Below are 12,557 nucleotides of genomic sequence, written 5' to 3'. Positions count from 1 at the left end.
CAGGAGGAATTCCTGGGGCTCTTTCTTGATAAGACCCCGTCGCGGGATCGTCAATCGGCCCGGGTGCGGAGGCTCCGCGCCAGGACGGGGATCATCACCGCCGCGGGGACGAGGTGCAGCCCGAGGAGGGCTGTGGCGGTGGCGGTGCTCGCCCCGACCAGGAAGGGCGGGACCAGCGAGATCGCGGTCAGCGACACCGCCGTCCACACGAACCGCTCGGCCGGGCGCGCGCTCCACCGGAGAAGAGCGGCGGCAATGACGACGCCCACGACCGAGAAGAAGCCGGTCACCACGGCGAACCCGGACAACGGGATCGCCTCGCCACCATCGGGGACCTCGAAGCCGACACCGACGACCTGGGCGAGCGCGGCGGCGAGGGTGGTGGCCGCCATCGCCACGAGCGTGGCGACGAAGCCGGTGCCGGCGAGCCCGCGAAGCCAGTGGGTAGTACGGCTGGTCCGGCGCGCTGCCACGCCCCCGGTGTCATTCATGCTGCTCATGTCGTTCCTCCATCGTTCGATGACTGGTGTGTGACGGTTCCGGCGCTGAGGGGGACGCTTGCCCCTGGGGGTGACGACGCGCACCCTCGCCGTCCGATGGCCGGGGTTCCGCAGGGCGCGGACGCCGGTGCCGCGGAGCCAGAACCCGGCGCCGCGTCCGAGGACCGGCCCGGGCTCGCCGTCGCGCAACTCCAGTTGCACCCGCCCGCTAGTGACGACGCCGAACGCGTCACACCACTCCGCCGCGACCACCGCGGCCCGCGCACCACCGCGCAGCGCGAGCGTCCGCACCCGGGCTACTCCGTGCCGTCCGCCGGCAGGCGCTCCGGCAGCCCGAGCCGCGCGAACCGGTCGTCGTGGAACGTGACGATCTCGGTGATCGCTCCGCCGGTGACGCGCAGGACGTCGATCGTCAGCGGCAGGTACGCGCCCTCCCGCTCCCGCCAGAGGTAGAAGGCGACGGCAGGCTGCCGGTTCACCGAGGTGGGCACGGCGCGCAGGTGCTTCATGTCCTCGAAGCCGTGCTCGACCCAGTCGTTCACCACCGTGTCGCGGCCGACGTACAGGCCCGGCGTGGGCGGCATCGAGAAGCGGACGTCGTCCCGCAGGAGCGCGGCGAGCCCGCCGATGTCCGTGGCCACGCTGGCGTCGGTATAGCGGCGCACCAGCTCGCGCGTCCCGGCGTCCTCCTCGCCGCCGGTCCAGTCCTGCCGCTCGGCGGGCAGGTGCTCCCGCATGCCGGCGCGGGCCCGCTGCAGCGCGCTGTTCACGGAGTTGACGGAGTCCCCGAGGAGCTCCGCGACCTCCTTCGCCGGCCAGCCGAGCACGTCCCGCAGGATCAGCACGGCCCGCGGGCGCGGCGCGAGATGCTGGACCGCGACCAGGTACGCCAGCTCGATCGTCTCCCGCGCGACGGCGACGGCCTCCGGCTCGTCCGCGTCGCCGGCGGGCAACTCGTCGAGCAACCGGTCCGGATAGGGCTGCAGCCACAGCGCCTCGCCCCCGGTCGCAGGCTCCGGCCGAACCTTGGCCAGCAGGTCCAGGCAGGCGTTGGTCGCGATCCGATACAGCCAGGCCCGGAACGTCGACCGCCCCTCGAAGGTCTCCCGCCGCCGCCAAGCCCGCAGAAACGTCTCCTGTACGGTGTCCTCGGCGTCCTCGAACGACCCGAGCATCCGGTAGCAGTGCACGTGCAACTCCCGCCGATGCCGCTCCGCCAGCCCCGAGAACGCCGGCTCGTCGACCTCACCCAGCCCACTCACGCCCAGCTCCTCCAGCCGCGTATCCGCACCCATCACGTCACCCTTCCGCCTCGTCGTGTCCCGTCGTAGATATGACGGCCGCGAGCACGACAACTCATCACCAGAGCCGGCCGGCATGGCGACCCAGCGACGAAAAACCGCCCCGGAGCGATAATCGCTACGGGGCATCTCGGCTCGTCATCTCATGTGGTCAGGGGCGAGGTCGAACCGCAGACCTTCCGCTTTTCGGGCGTGGCGATCGCTCTGCCGACCTACCGCGCTCTAGCGGCCGGAGGCCACCAACGGCGCCTCATGTATGGCTACGGTGATGAACGTTGCCGTCAGGGTAGCCGCGATCAGCAGATCGTACGCGCCTCGCGACTCACCCTCTCGTCGGACATGCGCCGGGCGTGGACTCTAGCAACGTCCGTCGTGTACTCCTCAACAGGGATCAACCGCCGTCAGGGCGGACAGTCCGTTGCGCGTAGCGGCGATCGCAACCCGCGACGCTTACGCGGCCTGCCCGTTCACCTCGAGCGTGACGCCTGGCTTCTCGGCCCAGAAGGCGAGCAATCCGGCGATCTCCTCCACCCTCGGGAACGGCTCCGGGTAGGACCAGACCACGTCCTCGGCCACACCGTCACCGATCTGAACCGACCAGTAGGCGGCATCGCCCTTGAACGGGCAGTGCGACGTCGTTGTCGATGATCTGAGCATGTCCATCTTCACGTCGGCCGACGGCAGGTAGTACCGCGGTGGACAGCCCGTCTCGGTGAGCACGATCGGCCGGGAGGAGGTCGCGATGACCACGTCTCTGACTCGCACCACGACCTGATCCGATACAGGCGTGACCTCGATTTCATGTCCTCGTGTGTTCATAGACCGATCCCATCAAACGTCCCCCGCGGCCGCCAGCGTGACGCTTCGCGGCATGAGCGGGCGTTCCCGTGTGAGGGAGTGCTGTGTTGCCGTTGGCGGCTGCGACGTGTAGGACGACTCTTGTCTCACGTCCGTACACCCGAGGTGCCGGGAGCCGAATCATGAACGATCGTTTCAACGTGATCGTGAGCGCGGGATCGCTGAAGGTGACGGACGAGCACGCAGTGCATTTCCCTCATCGGTGGACGCCCGAGGGTGTGAGCGTCAGGGCGGACTTCACCGGAGGACATCTCCTTCACCTCGCGGCCGCGGGATGCATCCTCAACGACCTTTACCGGGAGGCCGCCGCACTGGGAATCGAACTCCAGGGAGTGTGCGTTTCCGCAGCCGGCGGCTTCGACACCGAGAGCTGGACATCAACCGGGATCACCTACACCGTCGACGTCAGCTCCACCGCTCCAGCCGAGAGCATCGCCCACCTGATCGACACCGTGGACTCCGTCGCCGAGATCCCCCGCGCCATCCGACGGGGTGCCACCGTGCAGAGGATCGGCTAACCGACCATCCGGGAACGCGACCAACGAGGACTTCCGCACCGCTACGGCGCATGAGCACGCGGTTGGCGGCATGAGCAAGCGTTCCGATCTGGCATCCTTCCGGCAGGTGAGGTTCCACCCTCACGACGGCCACCGATGGTGTGGGATCACGAGGTTGCGTCTGAGGGCTTGTAGAGCGTTCCGTGCGGGCGACGTCGCAAGGCTCGCACCGGGTGGGCGTTCCGCAGTGTCTGGGACGACTCCGAACCTTGCCGCGATAACGACTTTTGCCGGTCACGTCGGCTTTGCCAGGCCCGGCAACCGGTCCATGAAGATGATGGCTCGGCGGAGCAGCGGCACCGTGACCGAACCGGCTCCTACCATCGCTATATGCAGTGCCTCCAGCACCTGCTCCCGGCCGACGCCTTCCTGCTCGCATTGCTCCAGGTGGTAATAGACGCACTCCTCGCAATCCTTCGTCACCGAGATGACCAGACCCATCAGCTCCTTGATCCCCTTCGGCAGGGCCCCGGGCGCGTAGGCGGCGCCGTCCAACGCGAAGAATGACTCCACGACCGAACCCGTGGTACGCAGCGCGTCGTTGCCTTCGGCCCGGTTATGGCGGAACTCGTCTGGATGGGGAACGTTCGTCACGGAATCACGCTATCGGTGCCGGACGAGGATGTGATGCCGGACCGTCAGCCGGTCGAGAAGGTTGAACGTCCCCGCCGCGAGATCAGCGGACCTGGCACAGTCTGGACCACAGACCAGCTCAAAGCATTCCTCCAGTACGCCCGCGAACACCGCCTTTGGCCCTTCCTCCACCTGGCGGCCTACACCGGCGCCCGCCGTGGCGAGCTCCTCCACCTCCGTTGGCCGGACGTGGACCTGGACGCCAAGCAGCTCGTCATCAGAGGCTCGGCGTCCTTCATCGACGGATCCAGCTCGCTGTTCCCGATCCTCATCAAGCGCTGCAACCAGGCGCACCCGAACGACCGGCTCCCGCATGCCAGGCTGCACGACCTCCGCCACATTCACGCGACCACACTGCTCCTGGCCGGCGTGCCCATCCACGTCGTGGCGGCCCGCCTCGGCCACGCCGACCCCTCGATCACTCTCAGGGTCTACGCCCACGTGATCCGCGCGGCGGAAGCCTCGGCCGCCGACGTCGTCGCTCAGGCGATCGACGAGTAGCGGGAGCCAAGCTGTTAGAAGAGGTGTTAGATGTCACTCTCTTCGTCACTCACCCGTCCGGGGGCGGGCGCCTGGCCTCAGACATGGGAGGGGGTAAGCCGTTACGGCTGTAACGCCTCTCCCTGAAAACAAGAAGCGCGAGCGCGGCCTCACTCTGTGTATTCAATTCGGCTAAGTATGTCGGCTTGCCGGGGGGTAGCCGTACCAGCCTCGTTTTCGCAGGTAGACCCTGGTACGGCTTGAATCGGTTCCACGAATCTTGAAGCGGGCGGATCCCAGGTTCGGAGGTGATGGGATGGGCGCTTCGCGGCTTGAGAGGAACGATCGATGAGACTTGTGGCTCTTGGAACGGCGACGGTCGCCGTGCTCGCGACGACGGGCTTGCCGGCGTCGGCGACGTCCGGGGACGACTACGGTCAGTACTCGCGAATCGCGGCACGGAGCGCCGGGCAATACTGGGCCGACGGCAAGGTGGCCGGGCAGTGGGCGTGGAAGCCGCTGTCGGCGACCACCTCGGAGATCAGCTGGGGTGATCCGAAGACGTGGCCGCCGAACTACGGTGAGAAGTTCGTGCGCGACGGCGACTGGGTGACGCTGGACGGCTGGAGCGGCAACGGCACCTACTACCGGCTGCGTGTGACCAAGGAGCAGATCGGCGACGCCAAGTGCGAGAACTTGCGGACGTTCGCCACCTCGGGCCCGCAGCACTATGTGAAGTGGGACATCCCGGCCACGGGCTACTGTCTCAAGGCGTGGGGAACGCTCACCGAGGAGTCGTCCGGCAAGGTGATCAAGTTCGGCCACACGCAGATCTGGTCGCCGCCCGCTCCCTGCTCCAACCAATACATCAGCGGCCAGACCTGCATCAAGCAGTGGGAGTCCTGGTGGGACAACAAGGGCGACCTGAGCGGGCCGATCACCAGGAAGCTGGACCGGGACCAGTACATCGCGCGCGACAAGGGCATGGCCTTCCGCATCCACCAGTACTTCCCCAAGACGTGGAAGGCCGAGGCGCGCTCGTACTGGACGTGGTGATCCCGGGCTCAGCCAGCGGCGGCGCGGTCGCCCGCCAGGCGGCGGCGTCGGGTGGCGTCCGTCAGGGACGGCGGACGCCAGACCTCATCGAGAACCGTCGCAAAGCTCCGACGCGCCCCCGAAAACGGGGGGAAATGCTTTGGTTTGTCTGTCGGCTGGGCGGGTGCTACTTCTCGTAGTGGTATCGACAGGCGGCGATCATGACGGTGTCGTCATTGACGCGGTAGACGAGCCGGTGTTCTGAGGTAATACGCCGGGACCAGTAGCCGGACCATTCGTACTTAAGCGGCTCTGGTTTGCCGATGCCTTCGTTCTCGTTGCGGCCTATGTCGGCGATCAGCTGGTTGATCCGTTTGAGGATGCGTCGATCTTCGCGCTGCCAGAAGCAGTAGTCCTCCCAGGCAAGTTCATCGAAAAGGATCTTCATGAGCTGGTGTCCTCGTCGGCCAGTTCGCGGACGGTGCCGCCTCCGGCCTCCAGACGGGCGACCGCCTCCGACAGTCGCCTGCGGTTGACAGGAGAGGCCATCAGATAGAGCGTCTCGCGCATCGATTCGTATTCGTGCTGCGACACCATGACGACGCCTTCTCCGCCGGGGCGGGTGATGAGGACTTCTTCCTGGTCGTCGATGACAGAGTCGAGGGTGGCGGCGTAGTTGGCCCGCGATTCGGACATGGTCATCACCTTCATGCCATCAGTGTACAGGATAATGTACATCAAAAGTCCGAATGGGCCCCCGGAAGCAATCCACGACGCCGCAACCTCGGCGAGATGCGCTTCCACCACCTCCGCCGCACCTGCGCGACGCTCCTGCTCAACCTCGGCTTCCCGCCCCAGGTCGTCCGCGACATCGTCGGCCACAGCAACATCGAGGCCACCATGACGATCTACGCCCATGGATCCCTCGACGAGAAGCGAAGCGCTCTCGGCAAGCTTGGCGCTGGCCTCGGATAGGTCACGAAGCCCACCGCCCCGGCACCGTCATCGCGCCGGGGCGCTCTCCTGTTGACCGTCACTCATCGATTGGACCGCCATGTCCCGGATTGCCGAGGGCAAGAGGATGTGCTCGGCGGCCAAGACCCGCTCTGCCAGGCTCTCTGGATCGTCTCCGGGAAAGACGGGGACCTCTCGACGAGCAACGATGGGACCTTCGTCATATTCGGCTGTCACAAGATGAACGGACGCCCCAGAGATCATCTCGCCTGCTGCCAGGACGGCCCGGTGAACATGCAGACCGTACATCCCGCGCCCACCGTACTTGGGGAGGAGAGCGGGGTGAATGTTGAAGATGCGCTGGTCATAGGCGGTGAGCGTCGCTGGACCGAGCTTCTTCATGTAACCGGCGGTGACGACCACATCGTTGTCGTCCGATTCCGCGCCCTCACGGGCAGATCGTGCCACTATTGGCGGCGGCATTGTTCGGGCACCCTCCCGGACAATCTCCGCGGGCGGTGTAGGCCGTCAGCCTGGGCGGCGTAGGCACAGTGGATCATCGGCCCAAGATCTCCAGGTAGTGCGGGTTGTACATGATGCCCAGCACGTTCCCGAATGGGTCGACCACAGAAGCCGTCACGAACCCCGACTCCCTAGGAGTGATCGGCTGGTACTCCTTGGCGCCCATCGACAGTAGCTTCTGGAACGTCGCTTCGACGTCGTCAACGTGCCAGTACATGACGACTCCGCCGGGGCCGGACGCCGCGCCCGTCGGCGCGTACCGGCGGTCGATCAGCCCCAGCTCGTCCTGGCTGTCGCCGATGCGGAACTCGACGTAGGCGGGCGGCCCCACGATCGGGCGCACGAAGTACGGCTCGACCTCCAGCAGTTCGGCGTACCACCGCGACGCCGCCTCCATGTCGTCTGCCCAGTAGCTGATCGTGGCGAATCCTCGCAACATTGCTGATTCCTTCCTTCGGCCGGTGATGAGAACCATCCTTTCGCCTAAAGTGCTCACCAACTGACCACTTTGTCCGGGAGTCGGAAGAATATGCGCGCTGACCGTCTCGTCGCCGCCCTCCTGATCATGCAAGCCCGCGGCAGGGTGACCGCCGCCGAGCTGGCCGACGAGCTCGAGGTATCGGTCGCCACCGCCCGCCGGGACCTGGGGGCGCTGTCCGCGGCGGGTATCCCGGTCTACCCCCAGCCCGGACGCGGTGGCGGCTGGTCGCTACTCGGCGGTGCCCGCACTGACCTGTCCGGCCTGTCGGCCACCGAGGCCCAGGCGCTGTTCCTGCTTGTCGGCCCAGCCGCAGCCGTCTCCGGTGAGGCCAAAGCGGCGCTGCGCAAACTCCTGCGGGCGCTGCCACCAACCTTCCGCGCTGACGCCGAGGCCGCCGCCGGTGCCACAATGATCGACCCCACCCGGTGGGGCGAGCGTGACCGCCGCCGCCCCGAGATGGTCGACCTGCTGCAGGCCGCCGTCATCCGCCAGTGCAAAGTCCGCCTCACCTACACCAACAGCACCCGAGAGCGCACCGAACGGCTGGTCGACCCTTGGGGTCTGGTCGACAAGGACGACATCTGGTACCTGCTCGCCGGAACCGAACGAGGGCAGCGAACCTTCCGAGTCGACCGGATCATCACAGCCGATCCGACCGACCAGCCCGCCGAACGCCCCGACAACTTCACCCTCCACGGCGCCTGGCAACACGTCGTCAACGAGGTGGAGCAGCGGCGTTCACGCATCTGGGCAACTGTCCTCATCGAGGCCAGATTCGTGCCAGTCCTGCGAACCCAGTTCGGCCGGCACTGCCGTACCGACGCCGAACTCGACCACGGCCGTGCCCGGGTCCACCTCGCTGCACCGACTCCGCTGGACATCGCCCGAAACCTCGCCGGCTGGGGCGCCATGATCGAAGTAATCGAACCACCATCCGTCCAAGCCGAGCTGGCGAGGATCGGTGCCGAGCTCACCGCCCGTTACACCGGTGGACACGGTCCAACCGGCGAACCCAACGGAGACGAACCAGATCAGCCAATGCACAACTTATGACCATTGCTCGCGCTCCGTCTCCGCACGACCCGACACTGGCGTTGAAGCCTGCTGGCAAAGCTTCCGGCGACTGCGCTGGATCGCTGACAGCCCCGAACCTCCCAGCGTCCTCGCGCTCGATGAACCACCGCGTCGCCACACGCATGCCATGACAGGAGGCTCTCGCTGAACACCCCTCGTCGCCAGGAAGGTCGGCCGTCGGCAACCGATGCAGCCCGTACTACGCCGGGCGCACGGCGTCGCCATCACGACTGATGCCTTCGAACCCCGCTCTTGCCCCTGCTGATGAGAAACCTGCGGGTATCGCCCAAGGCACGGCTCACCAGCCGTCACTGCCAGGCCCGCTCCACGGCCAGCACACGTGCGGCCTCCGCCTCGGTCGCGTCCCGGACCGTCAGCAGTTCGCCGTCCTCGTCGAGCACGGTCACGATCGCGGAGACCAGCACCCCGTCGCGGGAGCCGTCCTCACTTTCGATCCGCCGGTCGACGCCGAGGACACCGGGCTCGCCCTCCCCCACCGGCCGCCAGAGCCGGACCCGGCAGGTCGCGCCGGTGTCGGCACTCAAGAGGCTCCGAGGATCTTCCGCGTGCCGCCTGAGGATCGTGAAGGTGGGTGCAGCGTCGGGATTGAGCTGCCTGGCGATCCGGGCACGGGTCCTCCTGATGGCAGCGGCCTCCCTGTCCTCGTTGCCGGGATCATCGGCCGCGTCGGGCTCTGACAGGTCGGGCTGACGCCGCAGGGCCGGCCAATCTGTGGCGGGAACGTACGCGGACGGCCGGGGCTCCGTCGTCGTCCTCTCCGGCCGGGCATGCAGGACGGGGTCGAAGACGTCCCGGATCGGCCAGAACCGCAGCAGCACATGCTCGGTCCGCGGATCCTCATAGAACTCGTGGCCTCTGCCCCAGACCGACGGGACCCGGTAGGCGCGCAGGCCGTACAGGAAGTACGACGGCCCCAGCAGCAGCCGGTCAGGCCACACCTCGCCTCCCACACCGACGATTCCCGAACCGGCGAGGTAGGCGATCTCCCAAGTCAGCACCCAAGGAGCGGCAGCCGCCGCAGGCTCGGCGTCCCAGATCTCCACACGTACATCAGCTCTACCGTGAATGATGTCGCATTCGATGCCCAGGTGATTCGACACCCTAAGGTGCGGGTGGGAGATCGCGGAACCGTCCAGATCAGGCCCGAAGCCCCCCACATAGAACTGTCCGTACTCGACGTCGTCCTCATAGTTGATCCTCCGCAGCACCTCTGCCACCGGTCGTCCTCCCGCCGAGTGCACGCCCACAGGAGCACCGACGGTAAACCCCAAGACCGACAGGATCGGGAGCCTCTCAGACACACTCGGATCCTAGAAGTCGCAGGTACGGGAACCGTACAACGACGTTGCCGTCAGTTAGACACAAAAACGCCCCGGAGCGGTGATCGCTTCGGGGCATCTTGGCTGGTCATCTACTGTGGTCAGGGGCGGGGTCGAACCGCCGACCTTCCGCTTTTCAGGCGTGGCGATCGCTCTGCCGACCTACCGCGCTCTAGCGGCCGGAGGCCACCAACGGCGTCTCATGTATGGCTACGGTGATGAACGTTGCCGTCAGGGTTGCCGTCGGCATTCAGCGAGGAACCACCTGAGCGCGCACGCCAGGGAGATCGTCGAATGCGGCGGACGCATCCATCGTCAGCACCGTTCTCGCGGTCGCCGCGGCCGTAGCCGCGATCAGCAGATCGTACGCGCCTCGCGACTTGCCCTCTCGTCGGACATGCGCCATAAGACGGGCGTGGACCCTGGCGACGTCCGTCGTGTACTCCTCGACAGGGATCAACGCGAGAACCTGATCCACAAAGGCCTGCCGATCGGGCCGTCGTGCCGCATCGGCCAGCTCCACGCCGACGAGCAATTCGGCCACGGTGATCGCCGAGATCGCCACGTCATCGGCGTCTCCTATCACCGCGTCCACGGATGCCTTGCCTCGCTCGGCGGCAGTGAGCACACCGGTGTCAAGGATCAGGCGTCGGGCCACGTGCCCCTCATCTCGTTGTCGATCGCCTCGCGGGCCGCCGCGACATCAGCTTCGAAATCGGCGTCCAACGTCCCCACCCTGCTTGCCAGAAACGCCTTGACCATACGCCCCGGCGCTGTCGGCGCAGGACCGATCACAGCAATCTGCTTCCCACCACGAGTCACCACGATCGTTTCTCCACGCTCGGCCTCATCGAGAACCGTCGCAAAGCTTCGAGACGCTTCAGTGGCAGTCATCACCTTCATAAAATCAGATTATCTGATCCACGAGGATCGGACCGGCGGACCCGGACCGGCTGTCCCTGGCGGGACCTGCCCGAGCAGTAAGGACGTCCCCGCCCGCGACCAGCCCGCGGGGGGCGGCATCGACACTGCCGCCCGATCACCAAGCTGACCGCCCCGGGCCAGTACGGCGACTCCCCGCGTTTCATGTCGCGTCCATCAAGATCTGGCTGCGCGACCCCGCCCCATGATCCGACGAGCACGCCCTAATCGTCGTGCTCGGTGTAGCCGAAGAAGTGCAGCTGCCCCAGCCAGCGGATTGGATGGCCGGCCGGAAGCCTCCGATCGGGCATCAAGGACGGCAGGAACATTCGGGACCAGTCGATCTCCGGACCACCGGCTGGGGCTTGCCGAATCACCTCGGCCAGCTCCGTTCCTCCGCTTTGGCCGCCGGGGACGTGGGTCCACACCCCGAAGTCTTCGCCCAGTCCCTGGCCACGGCTGTCCAGCCATTCGGAGAGATAGTCATCCGCCGCGCTCCGGACGGTGAACACGTCGTTCAGTAGCCAGACCTGCCCCTTGGTGCTTCCGCTATGGCCTACCAGGCGGGTCATCTCCAACAAGTGAAATCCGTAGGGATGACGGGTAGTGATCCTTGTCGGCGGATCAGGAAGTTCAACGTCCTCCAGTTCTTCCACACGCGCCCTGGCAATGTCATCGTAAGGGTCGATACGCAGCGCCTCACGGTAAGCGGCTGCCGCCGACTGATCTTCGCTCAGCCAGTGCAGTGCGCACGCGAGCGAGAACGCCGCGAGGTTATCGTCCGGCTGAAGTCTGAGGGCAAGTCGCGCGGCCTCCACCACCTCCCTCGCCAACTCCCGTCCGAGCTCGTCATCTTCATCCAACCCGGCAGGCGGATCGTCATGCGCCTCGAAGTGGTCCTCACCGCCGGCAGAAACGTCGTTCAAGTGGGCCCGCAGCTTCCCCAAGGCCAGCACCGTCAGGCACACGGCGCTGGTGGAGTCGTCGGGAACGGCAGCCTGGATGGCTGCGTAGGCGTTCCTCACCCCGTCCTCGTCCTCCAGGTCATCAAACGTGTCGTGCTCAGTGGCCTCCCAGAAGTACTGAAGGGACACGCCGGCCGCCCTACGCACCGACTCGATATCCGCCATGTCGCTCATGACACGACACGATAATGATCACAATCTGCGTGTACGCGAGAATCGCCTCGATCACTGGATCACGTCACGAACAACGGCAGGGCATCCTCGCCAACGGCGTCTTGCTCATCGCTCATCGGGCTCGCACGTGATCTAGAAACAGGCCCCAGAGCCGATCTCTCGCATGGCCACCAGGATGGGCGCCCTGAGAGGGGTTGCCGGTCTAGTCGACTCGCCCTGTTAGGTGCATTCTGGGCCTAATGTTTCCCGGTTCGTACTTGCCGCTCCCTGCAGGCGACCATCCGCCTGGCGTTGCCGTCAGCAGACACAAAACGCCCCGGAGCGATCTTCGCTACGGGGCATCTTGGCTGGCCATCTACTGTGGTCAGGGGCGGGGTCGAACCGCCGACCTTCCGCTTTTCAGGTGTAGCGATCGCCCTGTTCGCAGGCGGTGACCTCGGGGTACGCGGCCGCCAGTGGTGCTGTCCGTGTGCGTTTGGTCGCCGACGTTGCCGTCAGCGTCGCCGTCATCAGTGCGGTGGCAGGTCCGATCGAAGGAGAGCTGCGGCGGCCGTCCTTCGTTGGAAAGTCCCGGGCTATGAGCGAGGCGGCGCGGCGCTGCCCCGGATGACGAGTTGGGTCGGCACGACGATGTCACGGTCGGTCTCTTCCCTGCGCAGGATGTCCAGGAGCATGCGCCTGGACAGTTCGCCTTGCTGCCGGACGGGTTGTGCACGATCGTCAGGTCCGTCAGCTCGGCGTCGCGCAAGCCGCGCGCAGGGC

17 protein-coding genes and 1 tRNA gene are annotated in these 12,557 nt (G+C 66.4%); 5 read left to right on the top strand and 13 right to left on the bottom strand.

Annotated features, from left to right (window positions below):
- Positions 1-50 precede the first annotated feature (50 nt).
- The 3 genes from IEY87_RS32405 to IEY87_RS32395 all read right to left on the bottom strand — a co-directional run bounded on the left by IEY87_RS32405 (position 51) and on the right by IEY87_RS32395 (position 2,620).
- A complete protein-coding gene (locus tag IEY87_RS32405; RefSeq protein ID WP_189142631.1) occupies positions 51-791 on the bottom strand; it encodes a DUF6069 family protein in 741 nt (246 codons plus the stop codon).
- 5 nt (positions 792-796) lie between these two features.
- A complete protein-coding gene (locus IEY87_RS32400) occupies positions 797-1,795 on the bottom strand; it encodes an RNA polymerase subunit sigma-70 (protein WP_189142630.1) in 999 nt (332 codons plus the stop codon).
- Positions 1,796-2,251: 456 nt separating this feature from the next.
- Complete coding sequence (locus tag IEY87_RS32395) at positions 2,252-2,620, bottom strand: DUF427 domain-containing protein (protein WP_189142629.1); 369 nt, start codon at positions 2,618-2,620, stop codon at positions 2,252-2,254.
- A 161-nt stretch (positions 2,621-2,781) separates the two neighbouring features.
- On the opposite strand from IEY87_RS32395, the gene IEY87_RS32390 reads away from it, so the two are divergent.
- Complete coding sequence (locus tag IEY87_RS32390) at positions 2,782-3,177, top strand: OsmC family protein (RefSeq protein ID WP_189142628.1); 396 nt, start codon at positions 2,782-2,784, stop codon at positions 3,175-3,177.
- A 273-nt stretch (positions 3,178-3,450) separates the two neighbouring features.
- On the opposite strand, the gene IEY87_RS32385 is transcribed toward IEY87_RS32390, so the two are convergent.
- Positions 3,451-3,810: a carboxymuconolactone decarboxylase family protein gene (locus IEY87_RS32385; RefSeq protein WP_189142627.1), complete on the bottom strand. Its 360-nt coding sequence runs from the start codon at positions 3,808-3,810 to the stop codon at positions 3,451-3,453.
- Positions 3,811-3,843: 33 nt separating this feature from the next.
- Between IEY87_RS32385 and IEY87_RS32380 the strand changes: the two genes are divergently transcribed.
- Together IEY87_RS32380 and IEY87_RS32375 are read left to right on the top strand one after the other, a co-directional pair.
- Positions 3,844-4,350, top strand: coding sequence for a site-specific integrase (locus IEY87_RS32380; protein WP_225277852.1), 507 nt, complete (start codon positions 3,844-3,846; stop codon positions 4,348-4,350).
- A gap of 327 nt (positions 4,351-4,677) precedes the next feature.
- On the top strand, positions 4,678-5,385 hold the full coding sequence (locus IEY87_RS32375) for a hypothetical protein (RefSeq protein ID WP_189142625.1): 708 nt from the start codon (positions 4,678-4,680) through the stop codon (positions 5,383-5,385).
- A gap of 166 nt (positions 5,386-5,551) precedes the next feature.
- On the opposite strand, the gene IEY87_RS32370 is transcribed toward IEY87_RS32375, so the two are convergent.
- Complete coding sequence (locus IEY87_RS32370) at positions 5,552-5,812, bottom strand: Txe/YoeB family addiction module toxin (RefSeq protein ID WP_185083431.1); 261 nt, start codon at positions 5,810-5,812, stop codon at positions 5,552-5,554.
- Positions 5,809-6,075 carry a type II toxin-antitoxin system Phd/YefM family antitoxin gene (locus IEY87_RS32365; RefSeq protein ID WP_189142624.1) on the bottom strand — a complete coding sequence of 89 codons (267 nt, stop codon included), beginning with the start codon at positions 6,073-6,075 and terminating at the stop codon, positions 5,809-5,811. The genes IEY87_RS32370 and IEY87_RS32365 overlap by 4 nt, the downstream gene beginning before the upstream one ends.
- Positions 6,076-6,156: 81 nt before the next feature.
- On the opposite strand from IEY87_RS32365, the gene IEY87_RS47275 reads away from it, so the two are divergent.
- Positions 6,157-6,339, top strand: coding sequence for a tyrosine-type recombinase/integrase (locus IEY87_RS47275; RefSeq protein WP_372462275.1), 183 nt, complete (start codon positions 6,157-6,159; stop codon positions 6,337-6,339).
- A 27-nt stretch (positions 6,340-6,366) separates the two neighbouring features.
- Here IEY87_RS47275 and IEY87_RS32355 read toward each other — a convergent pair whose 3' ends face one another.
- Together IEY87_RS32355 and IEY87_RS32350 are read right to left on the bottom strand one after the other, a co-directional pair.
- Positions 6,367-6,801 carry a formyltransferase family protein gene (locus tag IEY87_RS32355; RefSeq protein WP_189142623.1) on the bottom strand — a complete coding sequence of 145 codons (435 nt, stop codon included), beginning with the start codon at positions 6,799-6,801 and terminating at the stop codon, positions 6,367-6,369.
- Positions 6,802-6,874: 73 nt separating this feature from the next.
- Complete coding sequence (locus IEY87_RS32350; RefSeq protein WP_189142622.1) at positions 6,875-7,279, bottom strand: VOC family protein; 405 nt, start codon at positions 7,277-7,279, stop codon at positions 6,875-6,877.
- Positions 7,280-7,369: 90 nt separating this feature from the next.
- On the opposite strand from IEY87_RS32350, the gene IEY87_RS32345 reads away from it, so the two are divergent.
- The gene (locus IEY87_RS32345) at positions 7,370-8,374 is read left to right on the top strand and encodes a helix-turn-helix transcriptional regulator (RefSeq protein ID WP_189142621.1); all 1,005 of its coding nucleotides are present in this window, start codon (positions 7,370-7,372) and stop codon (positions 8,372-8,374) included.
- 329 nt (positions 8,375-8,703) lie between these two features.
- Here IEY87_RS32345 and IEY87_RS32340 read toward each other — a convergent pair whose 3' ends face one another.
- The 5 genes from IEY87_RS32340 to IEY87_RS32320 form a co-directional block, all read right to left on the bottom strand.
- A complete protein-coding gene (locus tag IEY87_RS32340; protein WP_189142620.1) occupies positions 8,704-9,459 on the bottom strand; it encodes a hypothetical protein in 756 nt (251 codons plus the stop codon).
- A gap of 374 nt (positions 9,460-9,833) precedes the next feature.
- A tRNA-Phe gene (locus IEY87_RS32335) sits at positions 9,834-9,901 on the bottom strand.
- An 84-nt stretch (positions 9,902-9,985) separates the two neighbouring features.
- Positions 9,986-10,393, bottom strand: a complete 408-nt coding sequence (locus IEY87_RS32330; protein ID WP_189142619.1) for a PIN domain-containing protein — start codon at positions 10,391-10,393, stop codon at positions 9,986-9,988.
- Positions 10,378-10,638, bottom strand: a complete 261-nt coding sequence (locus IEY87_RS32325; protein WP_189142618.1) for a type II toxin-antitoxin system Phd/YefM family antitoxin — start codon at positions 10,636-10,638, stop codon at positions 10,378-10,380. Before IEY87_RS32325 ends, IEY87_RS32330 begins: the two co-directional genes overlap by 16 nt.
- A gap of 242 nt (positions 10,639-10,880) precedes the next feature.
- Positions 10,881-11,795 (bottom strand): tetratricopeptide repeat protein, encoded by a 915-nt coding sequence (locus IEY87_RS32320; protein ID WP_189142617.1) that lies wholly within the window; start codon positions 11,793-11,795, stop codon positions 10,881-10,883.
- Positions 11,796-12,557: the final 762 nt, after the last annotated feature.

Origin of the sequence: Nonomuraea glycinis, assembly GCF_014646515.1 — a bacterium.
Taxonomy (GTDB): Bacteria; Actinomycetota; Actinomycetes; order Streptosporangiales; family Streptosporangiaceae; genus Nonomuraea; species Nonomuraea glycinis.
The sequence above is the reverse complement of the archived record's forward strand: the minus strand, read 5'-3'. Positions and strand labels throughout refer to the sequence as shown.